Source organism: Leifsonia sp. HAY1-4F (assembly GCF_056755275.1).
This window is the reverse complement of the sequence record NZ_JBNDHX010000127.1, coordinates 1-9725: the sequence shown is the minus strand read 5'-3', so window position 1 is coordinate 9725 and position 9725 is coordinate 1. Positions and strand designations below refer to the sequence as shown.

Genomic DNA, 9725 nt, shown 5'->3' with positions numbered 1-9725 from the left:
GAATCTACACCGAGTACTACCGGCTGAACAATCAACGGAAGTACGAGCATCTCGACACCGACGTGTTCCACCAGACAGGCTATGGCGACGAGGCCGGCGAACGACTCTCCGATTTCGCAGCTCTCTACGCAGCCACTAATGATCTGCTATTGGGACTACCGGCCGAGGAACGTGATTCCTTCTTCCAGCTCTTTGCCCTCAAGATCCACATGGCATACCTGGTCAACGCGGAGTTTGTCTACGCCGATCGGAGCACACTCGCCGCGCGCCAAGGAAAAAGCGCCGCAGCCGACCATTACGTCGCGCTCTCGCGCGCATTTGACGACCACAAGCGCGCTGTTATCGACTTCTACAACCATCGCATGTCGGGCGGCATGTGGGACGGGATGTTCACCCCCGAAGCGTTCCCGCCGCCGGTCATGCCCTTGTATCCGGCTGGCACGCCGGCCCTGTCTGTCCAGGGCCGCGGTCTCGGCGTGATCGCATGGGGAGATTCCGAACGTTCGACACCTTCGCTGACGTTCTGGCCCGACGGGATCCAAGACAAATGGATCGAACTCTTCTGCACCGGGGTGCCCGGCGTGGAGTACACCATCGAATGCGACCCGTGGATTGTCATAGGTGCCCGCATGGGTGTCGTGGAGACCGAGCGGCGAGTCGCCGTCCGGGTCGAATCGTCATCGAACCGCGGGCGAACCGGCCGGATCACCGTAATCGAGGCAGGGACGGGGACCCGTCACATTGTGACCGTTCGGGTTGTGGATGTGGAGGCGCCGCCGCAGGACTTCGTGGGCTGGATTGAAGCGGATGGGTACGTCTCAATCGATCCCGCGCTGCACGACGACGAACATCCTGGGACGACATCACGTTGGGAGGCCGCCCCCCTCCTGAGCAGGTATGGTTCCGCGGCGCTGGAAGCGCGCGCTCTCGACGTGCAGACGCCAGACGAGGCGGCAAGCGTGGACTTTCGCTTCCAGCTGCGAACCCCAGGAGCACACCAACTCGAGATTCACCGGCTTCCGACTCTCGACGCCACCGGACGAATCCGCCTCGCCATCAGCCTCGACCGCGGAAGCCCGATCACGATCGAAAGTGATACCACGGACGAACATCGCGGCATGTGGGAGCAGGGCATCCTCGACAACGTCGAGCGACTGACGGTGCCTCTTCCCGAGCTAGCCGCAGGTGTCCACACTCTTTCCGTCCACGCGATCGACGACCATGTGACCATCAGCAAGATCGTGATCTATACCAGTGCCCCGATTGCAAGCAATATCGGCCCCGCTTTCAGCGCTCACACACGACACGCGATTGCTCCCACGACCCCGATGGACCCCGCCGCTGTCGATCTGGCGTCGATTGAACGAATCACGCGCGACTACCTGCGCGTCGACGCGTCAACCCTCGAATTGCCCGACCAGGCCTACGCCGACAGGCACTTCTGGGATGGCGATACCACCTTCCGACCCTACTCATCCGTCCGTCAGAAGCGTCGAGGTGAGCCCGTTCAGCACACCGATCCGGATGGCACGAAGGACGTGCTCGGTCAGCTCACCCAGGGCGCATCGGGTACCGGCGGAGTCATCGCCATCGAAGCAGAGATCGCCCTCGCAGACAGTCAGGCAGCGTGGATGACACCATCTCGCGACGGCACGATCAGCTGGTCCCACACCCAGTCGGAAACCCGAGGTCGCACCGGCCTCGCAATGCACGTTCAACCGTCCGGTGTGTTGTGGCAGCACCCCCGAACGGCTCCAGGAATGCACTACGCGATTGACGCGGCCGAAGGTGGCACCTACCACGTGTGGATGCTCGTCAAATTCGCTGACTGCTCCGACGACTCGTGCGTCGTTGCTCTCGATGATGTGGTCCAGCCGGTTGAAAGACAGTTCTCCGGCGGGGACCTGTGCACGTATGGGACCCGCCACGTGTGGCTGTGGGCTGCCATTTCCGACCTTGAGATTCCCGCGGGGCCCCACGTCTTCTCGGTCCTGGCCAGACGGTCCGGATTGCGGATCGACAGGATCTACCTGACGACCGGGGATGAGCTTCCCCCCATCGACTCGACGTGGACGGCTTCTCCACCCGTCGCCATCCATCAGCCGACTCACGATCAGCATTCGCCGACCGTTTCGGCTCTCACCTGAAACCGAGGACTCCGTTGAAGCACACCTTCCGCTGGTTCGGCCCGAACGACCCCGTCACGCTTGCTGAGATCCGTCAGACAGACGCAACAGGAATCGTCACCGCGCTTCACCACATCCCCAGCGGCGCCGTCTGGCCCATCGAAGAGATCCAGAAGCGTCAAGCTGTGATCCGTGAGGCCGGACTTACCTGGAGCGTGGTCGAATCCGTCCCGATCCATGAACACATCAAGTGGAATGGGCCGTTGCGCGACGAGGCCGTGACCAACTACGCGCAAACACTGCGCAATCTCGGGGCGTGCGGCCTGAAGACCGTGTGCTACAACTTCATGCCCGTGATCGACTGGGCTCGCACCGATCAGCGTCATCCGCTGCCCACCGGGGGCTACGCGATGCGGTTCGACTTCGCGGCACACGCGGCCTTCGACCTGTTCGTGTTGAAACGAGCCGACGCCGAAGCGGACTACACCGACGATGATCGAGCTCGGGCGACCGCGTGGTGGGAAAACGCCGACGACGCGGCCAAGGCGGCACTCACCGAAACGGTGCTCATCGGCCTGCCCGGTTCCAGCGAGTCGTACGATCTCGACACCCTACGCGCCGGGCTGGCACTCTACGACGGCATCGACGCGGATACTCTTCGAGGAAACCTGGCCTCCTTCCTGCGTGAGGTCGTTCCCGCGGCTGAGGAAGCCGGCATACGCCTCGCCATTCATCCCGACGACCCGCCCCGCCCCCTGTTCGGACTGCCACGTGTGGTGTCCACAGCCGAGGATGTCGAACACCTGCTCGAAGCAGTACCGTCCTGGGCGAACGGACTGACTCTGTGTGTCGGCTCGTACGGTTCGGTAGCCACCAACGACGTCGTGGCGATGGCGCAGCGATTTGCCAAGCACATCTACTTCGCGCATCTGCGTAACGTCACACTCGAGACGGACGGAAAAAGCTTCTTCGAGGACAGCCACATCGAGGGCGGCGTGGACATGGTCTCGGTGATCCACGCTCTCGTCACCGAAGAGCAGCGCCGCCGGCGGGCCGGAGAAGAAGCCTCAGAGATCCCGATGCGCCCCGATCACGGACATTTCCTCCTCGACGACCTGCTGCGGCCGACGTATCCCGGCTATGCCCTCGTCGGACGGATGAAGGGACTCGCTCAACTCCGCGGCGTCGAGCTCGCTGTAACGCGCCTGCTGGGCCAGGAGACCGAAGCAGCCGGGCTCGCAAAAGCATGAACCAAGCCCGCTTCGACCTTCTCACCGTGGGTGAGACGACGGTGCTCGTTGCGCCTGACGATCACGGGAGCCTCGAAATCGATGCGCGTGTGCTTCTCGGCGCAGGGGCTGCTGAGAGCAATGTGGCGATCGGCGCCGCGGATGCGTTCGAATCGTCTTTGGAGGCGAGTATCGATGTCTGACGCCTACTTCTCAACCATGTTCGCCGCGCAGTTCGCCAGGCGGCTGCTGCCGGCAGATGCCATGATCGGCGACATCGCCGCACAACTCCTCGCCCGCGTTGAAGATGCACCGATAATCTCCCCGCATAGCCACGTCGATGCGCACCTGCTCGCGTCGAATACGCAATTTCGCGACCCCGCGGAGCTTCTTGTCACCGGAGACCACTATCTGACCCGGTTGCTCCACGCGTCTGGCGTCGATCTGGACCGGCTCGGCGTGGGACAGCCGGACGCTGACCCACGGCAGGTGTGGCGCGTCGTCTGCGGCCATTGGCACGTGTTCGCAGGCACCGCGACCGGCTACTGGATGGCGGAGGAACTCTCCGGCGTCTTCGGGATTCACGAAGAACTGTCCGCTGGGACAGCCGACGACGTCTACGACATCATTCAACAGCGCCTCGGCACAGAAGAGTTCAGGCCTCGAGCGCTGTTCGAACGCTTCAACATCGACGTCCTCGCAACAACCGATGACCCGCTCGACGATCTCGAAGATCACGCTCGCCTGCAAGCGGACGGGTTCAGAGTCCTGCCAACATTCCGCCCAGACCGGTTCCTGGACCCGGACGCGCCCGGTTTCGCCGAATCGATCAACCGCCTGCTTGCAACCAGCCCCACCGCCGCGACGTTCGGCGGCTATTTGTCTGCTCTGGAGCAACGGCGTCAGTACTTCATCTCGCGTGGCGGAGTCTCAGCGGACCATGGCGTCTTCGACACGTGGACCGCCGACCTGCCACCGACGGAAGCAGAGACCCTGTTTGGCCGAGTTCTGTCTAGCAGAGCCGACGCCAACGAGATTCGGCTATTCCGAGCGCACATGCTGTTCCAGATGGCGCGAATGAGCGTCGACGACGGTCTCGTCATGACGCTGCACCCAGGCGTTTACCGCAATCACAGCGGGCCCACGCTCAGCCGTTACGGCGCGAACACCGGCCACGATCTTCCCGTCACGACAACATTCGTACAAGGGCTCAGGCCCTTGTTGGAGCGATTCGGACTGGAAAGAGACTTTCACCTCGTCCTCTTCACGGTCGACGAGACTACTTTCTCTCGCGAGCTTGCGCCCTTAGCGGGCTTCTACCCGAGCGTCTACATCGGCGCCCCGTGGTGGTTCCTCGATGCACCGGACGCGATCGGACGGTTTCGCTCTGCAGTAACCGAAACAGCAGGGTTCTACCGGGGTTCCGGATTTATCGACGACACCCGCGCCTTCTTGTCGATTCCGGCGCGTCACAACACCGCCCGTCGCGCCGACGCGGCATTCCTCGCGCGCCTCGTCGCAGAAGGTCGCGTCAGCAAAGCAGCGGCGGAACACATCATTGAAGACCTCGTGGATTCAATTCCGAGGAAGGCGTTCAAGCTGTGATCGAGAAGACGAGACCGCAGATCACCCGTTCCCGTATCGACGCCTCGAACCCGCCCGTTCGCATCCTCCATCTCGGTCTCGGCGCGTTCCACCGCGCCCACCAGGCCTGGTACACCAGCAGAGCGGTAGACGCAGCCCACTGGGGTATCGCCGCGTTCTCGGGACGCTCCGGCTCGGTCCCTGACCTTCTTGCTCCACAGGGAGGCGTCTTCACTCTCGTCGAACGTGGGGCCGAAGAAGATCTCTACGAACATGTGACGAGTATCGTCGAGGTCCGCGCTGCCACCGATCGGGCCGCCTACCTGCATTACGCAAGCGCCCCGACCACGGCCATCATCACGCTCACTGTGACCGAGGCCGGGTACTCCCTGACCCCGACCGGGCTGCCCGACCTCGACGATCCGTCCATCATCAGCGATATCGACGAGCTCAAACGGGCGAACATCTCAGACACCCTTGAGACAGCGTCGCCACAGACCACGCTCGGTCGCTTGCTGCTCGGCCTCGAAGCGCGCCGACGGGCAGGAGCACCCGCACTCGCGATCGTCCCGTGCGACAACATCCCCGCCAACGGAATCGTTCTTGCGCACGCCCTCACCACGCTCGCAAACCTGGTATTCCCCGAGCTGGCCGGTTGGCTGCCGACAGGTGCATCGTTCGTGTCGACGTCGGTGGATCGAATCACCCCACGTGTCACAGACGACCTCCTCAGCGCAGTCCAGAGCGCCACAGACTGGTACGACGCGGCACCGATCGCGACCGAACCGTTCTCCGACTGGACCCTCAGCGGTGAATTCCCAGCGGGTCGACCGCAGTGGGAGAGCGCGGGCGCACGATTCGTCGCCGACATCGCCCCGTACGAATCCCGCAAGCTATGGATGTTGAACGGCGCACACACCCTTCTCGCAGGCGCTGGCAGACTCCGCGGGCATCGGACCGTGGCAGAGGCGATGTCGGACGATCAGTGCCTTGATCACGTCGAAGCATGGTGGGAAGAGGCTTCCCACCATCTCGGAGAGGAAATCGGAGTCCCTGCCTATCGCGAGGCACTCGTGAAGCGGTTCGCAAACCCGCGGATCGAGCACTCGCTCTTCCAGATCGCAACCGACTCGGCGACGAAGCTCCGTGTTCGGGTCGCCCCGATTGCGCGACTGGAACGGGCTGCAGGGCACGGCGCCGTCGCAGCAGCCACAGCTATCGGCGCGTGGATCGCCTCCCTCCGGCTGACACCCCGGGTTCCCGACGAACGGGCCGACGACATCAGTCGTGCAGAGCACGGTACGGAGCCGACGCGAGAACTTCTCGCTATCGTCGCTCCCGACCTCGCCACAGACGAGGCATTCTCGCGCAGCGTGTCAGACGCAGTCGACCGCCTTACCACCACGCCACAGGCGTCCTGAATGAAACTCGGCGGAACAGGCTGCGACGATAGGGAGCGTCGCAGCCTGTTGTCTAATGCCTTGTCGTCGAGGAAAGCGCTTGTGCCGGGTTTGAGAAGCGGAGGCTGATGGCAAGACCGATGAAGGCGATGATCATGTAGAACAGTGTCATTGCGGCAGTCAGGCCCTCCGGAGTTCCGCCGGGATTCGACATGGCTCCGAAGATCGTGACCACCAGCGTCTGAGTGTCGGCACCCGCAACGAAGAACGTCAGGTCGAACGATCCGAGTACCCGGACGAAGGCGAGCACGCCGGCGGCTACGATGCCCGGGGCCAGCAGGGGGATGAGGACGTCCGTGAACAACCGCCAATTGTTCGCCCCGAACACGCGGGCCGCGTTCTCGACCTGCGGCGAGATCTGCTCGACGAACGGAACGGTGATGAGGACAACCAGCGGGAGGATCGGCACGAGGTTGACGAGGATGACCGCAAGCAGGCTGCCGCCGAGACCGACCCGGTACATGAGCGCCGCGAGCTGCACCGCATAGGTGAGGGTCGGAAGGACGACGGGCATCAGAATCGCCAACATCACCGCGGAGCGTCCTGGAAAATTCTTGCGAGCGAGGATGTATCCCGCTGGCACGCCGATGACCAAAGCAAGGAAGACATCAGCGATCGCCACCTCGAATGTGGTGATGATCGAGGGCTTGAACTGCGGGATCTCGAGAACTTGTTTGATCCAGTCGAATGTGAAGGTCGTGGGCCACCAGGTTCCGCTCCAACTCTGTGCGAACGAGGCAACGATCACCGAGAGCAACACGGCGAAGAGAACCGCGATGAAGCATGCTGCTGCGAACCACGTGATGAATGAGGTCAGGCTGAAGCGAGAGAGCATCCGCGGTCGTTGATCCCCGGATCCAGGTTTGGCAGAGATGAAGGGTGTCGTAGTCGCCATTAGCCTTTTCCTCCGACGGCGGGCCCTTTGTAGAGCAGGGATCGGATCGATGTCATCACACCGAGCACAATGAGTTCGATGATCGTTAGGACGATCGCGATCGCGGAGGCGGCGGTGTAGTCCGACTGCTGTGCGGCTGCCTGGTAGATCGGGATCGTGAGTACGTGAGTCTGGTTGTCGGGCTGCCCGACGAGAATCGCCGAGGGGAAGATCGCAAACGCTTCCACCAGGGCAAGCATGAGCGCGGTGAGTACACCCGGTAGCGCGAGCGGAAAGATGATCTGCCAGAAGCGGGCCGACCGGCTCGCCCCAAGACTCGCCGCCGCGTTCTCCAAAGATCGGTCGATGCCGCCGAAGAAGCCCATCATCATGAGGAAGGAGAAAGGAACCGTTGTCAGCGCAGCGGCGATGAACGTGCCCCAGTAGTTGTAAAGGAAGTTTCCCTGCGGCAGGCCCATTCCCTTCAGTGCCAGGTTGATCCACCCGTACGGGGCGAACGCCCGGCTCATGCCCTGAGCGATGAGAATGCTGCCGAACGTCAGCGGAAGCATCATGAGCAGGGTGATCGTCTTTCGCCCGCGGAAATCACGGCGCGACTGATAGGCGATCGGGGCAGCAAACGCCACGCTGAACAGGGCGACAGGGACAGCGAGCGTCAGCGTTCGGAGGATCGAGCTCACCTGATACGGGTTGGTGAAGAAGTCGATGTAGTTCTGGAACGGACCTCCCGAGCGGGGCTGGAACGAGATTGAGATTCCGTACAAGAACGGGTACAGGAAGAGGCCCGCCAGCACGAGGATCGCCGGCAGCAGGAGGAGCAGGCTCCAGTCGATTCCTCGCTCAGAGAGACGATGGCTCAGCGGCTGCCTGACAGCAGACGCCTTGCCGCTCGAGGCGGTGGTTGCGCTAGCCAACGGTTTCCACCTGCCCCTCGTCGTCGAGGTGCGCCTCGTCCGAGTAGATGAGGACGCGATCAGGCGAGGTCTGGAGCCGCACATCGCTTCCAGCGCTGACCTGTTCCCCTGTGCGGAGGTGGATAACCACTCCGCCCCGGGTCCGGGTCTGCACCGCCAGCTCTCGACCGTGGTACTCCACGACCTCGGCTATCGCCTCCAGTCCATCTGTAGCGTTGGCGGCGCTGAGTTTGACGTCCTCGGGCCGGATGGCGACCGTCACTTTCGCTCCGGGCCGGACAGCACCGGGAGACTTGAACGTCCCAAGCAGCCGCTGGCCGTTGAGCTCGACCTCGACGGTTCCGTCCGAACGCGGGGCCGAGGCGATGGCGCTGAAGAGGTTGCGGTACCCCATGAAACCGGCGACGTACGCCGACACGGGGTTGGTGTATACCTCCTCCGGGGTACCGGTCTGCTCCAGCTTGCCGGCGCGCAGCACGACCAGGCGGGTCGCAAGCGACAACGCCTCCTCCTGGTCGTGCGTCACGTACAGCACCGTGAGCCCGCGCTCCTGGTAGAGCCGCTTGATCTCGGTCCTGAGCTCGACGCGCAGCGAAGCGTCCAGGTTGGAGAGCGGCTCGTCCATGAGCACGATTTCGGGATCGATCGCCAGCGCTCGTGCGATCGCTACGCGCTGCTGCTGGCCACCGGAGAGTTGCGCTGGCAGCCTTCCAGCGTGCTCGCTGAGTTGCACCAGCTCCAGCGCCCTTGATGCTCGGGTGGCGCGCTCGGCGCGCGCCACCTTTCGCATCTTGAGGCCGAATTCGACGTTCTTCTGCACGGTCAGGTGGGGGAAGAGCGCGTAATTCTGGAACACCATACCGAAGCCGCGCTTCTCGGTGGGGAGGGTGTCGACTCGCTGATCATCACGCCAGATGGAACCACTGGTCAACGGCTGCAGCCCGGCCATGCATGCCAGCGCGGTCGACTTTCCGCAGCCCGAGGGACCCAGCAGGGCAACGAACTCTCCCCGTCCGAGGCTGAGGTCCAGATCGGTCAGCGCGAAGCTTCCCTTGCTGTATGACCGCGACACATTCCGCATCTGCAGTCGCTCGAACTGATGCTTCTTGGTCGCTCGGATCGAGGTGGTGGTCATTGTCTTACCGGATTTCCATTGAGTTGCGGATGATGGTCGTTACTGGCCGACCGAGCTGCCGATGTTCTGCTGCCAGATCGTGAAGGCATTCTGCAACGCATCCGGCGTCAGCGGAACCCGGACCTTGCCCGTCTTCAGGGCCTCCGGGTAGAAGTCCGGGCGGCCCCATTTCTGGACGAATGCCTTCACCTGACCACCCGAGTCCTCGGTGGTCACGTTCTTGTTCGCCGTCGTCAGCACACCGGTGCTCAGGCGCTGCTTCTGCGCTTCCTCACCCACCATGTAGGACTCGAGCTTCAAATCCACGTACAGCGTCTCCGGGCTGACGCCGGCAGGGATCATCGAGTAGTGGCCGTCCGTGATCCAGTTCTGGTTCTTGAAC

9 protein-coding genes are annotated in these 9725 nt (G+C 63.0%); 5 read left to right on the top strand and 4 right to left on the bottom strand.

The genetic code is table 11. The features are described 5' to 3' along the window. From ACPYOG_RS17425 to ACPYOG_RS17405, 5 genes are all read left to right on the top strand, one after another. Positions 1-2147, top strand: a 2147-nt coding sequence (locus ACPYOG_RS17425) for a hypothetical protein (protein ID WP_481295419.1), incomplete at its 5' end; no start/stop codon positions are given. A 14-nt stretch (positions 2148-2161) separates the two neighbouring features. Continuing rightward, positions 2162-3376 (top strand): mannonate dehydratase, encoded by a 1215-nt coding sequence (gene uxuA / locus ACPYOG_RS17420; RefSeq protein ID WP_481295418.1) that lies wholly within the window; start codon positions 2162-2164, stop codon positions 3374-3376. Between the two features lie 26 nt (positions 3377-3402). Then, positions 3403-3558, top strand: coding sequence for a hypothetical protein (locus ACPYOG_RS17415; RefSeq protein ID WP_481295417.1), 156 nt, complete (start codon positions 3403-3405; stop codon positions 3556-3558). After that, positions 3551-4960: a glucuronate isomerase gene (gene uxaC, locus ACPYOG_RS17410; protein ID WP_481295416.1), complete on the top strand. Its 1410-nt coding sequence runs from the start codon at positions 3551-3553 to the stop codon at positions 4958-4960. Before ACPYOG_RS17415 ends, uxaC begins: the two co-directional genes overlap by 8 nt. Next, positions 4957-6360: a mannitol dehydrogenase family protein gene (locus ACPYOG_RS17405; RefSeq protein ID WP_481295415.1), complete on the top strand. Its 1404-nt coding sequence runs from the start codon at positions 4957-4959 to the stop codon at positions 6358-6360. The genes uxaC and ACPYOG_RS17405 overlap by 4 nt, the downstream gene beginning before the upstream one ends. A 52-nt stretch (positions 6361-6412) precedes the next feature. Here ACPYOG_RS17405 and ACPYOG_RS17400 read toward each other — a convergent pair whose 3' ends face one another. The 4 genes from ACPYOG_RS17400 to ACPYOG_RS17385 all read right to left on the bottom strand — a co-directional run. Then, entirely contained in the window at positions 6413-7234 is an 822-nt protein-coding gene (locus tag ACPYOG_RS17400) for an ABC transporter permease (RefSeq protein WP_481295414.1), read from the bottom strand. A gap of 59 nt (positions 7235-7293) precedes the next feature. Beyond that, positions 7294-8208 carry an ABC transporter permease gene (locus ACPYOG_RS17395; RefSeq protein ID WP_481295413.1) on the bottom strand — a complete coding sequence of 305 codons (915 nt, stop codon included), beginning with the start codon at positions 8206-8208 and terminating at the stop codon, positions 7294-7296. Next, positions 8201-9343 (bottom strand): ABC transporter ATP-binding protein, encoded by a 1143-nt coding sequence (locus ACPYOG_RS17390; RefSeq protein WP_481295412.1) that lies wholly within the window; start codon positions 9341-9343, stop codon positions 8201-8203. The genes ACPYOG_RS17395 and ACPYOG_RS17390 overlap by 8 nt, the downstream gene beginning before the upstream one ends. 39 nt (positions 9344-9382) lie before the next feature. Next, a partial coding sequence (locus tag ACPYOG_RS17385) for a hypothetical protein (protein WP_481295411.1) occupies positions 9383-9725 on the bottom strand: 343 nt, incomplete at its 5' end.

What these genes read in the sequence shown, in the direction of transcription:
- uxaC (WP_481295416.1), top strand. Translation starts at nt 3,551, where the DNA reads ATGTCTGACGCCTACTTCTCAACCATGTTCGCCGCGCAGTTCGCCAGG.
- ACPYOG_RS17400 (WP_481295414.1), bottom strand. Translation starts at nt 7,234, where the DNA reads ATGCTCTCTCGCTTCAGCCTGACCTCATTCATCACGTGGTTCGCAGCA.
- ACPYOG_RS17390 (WP_481295412.1), bottom strand. Translation starts at nt 9,343, where the DNA reads ATGACCACCACCTCGATCCGAGCGACCAAGAAGCATCAGTTCGAGCGA.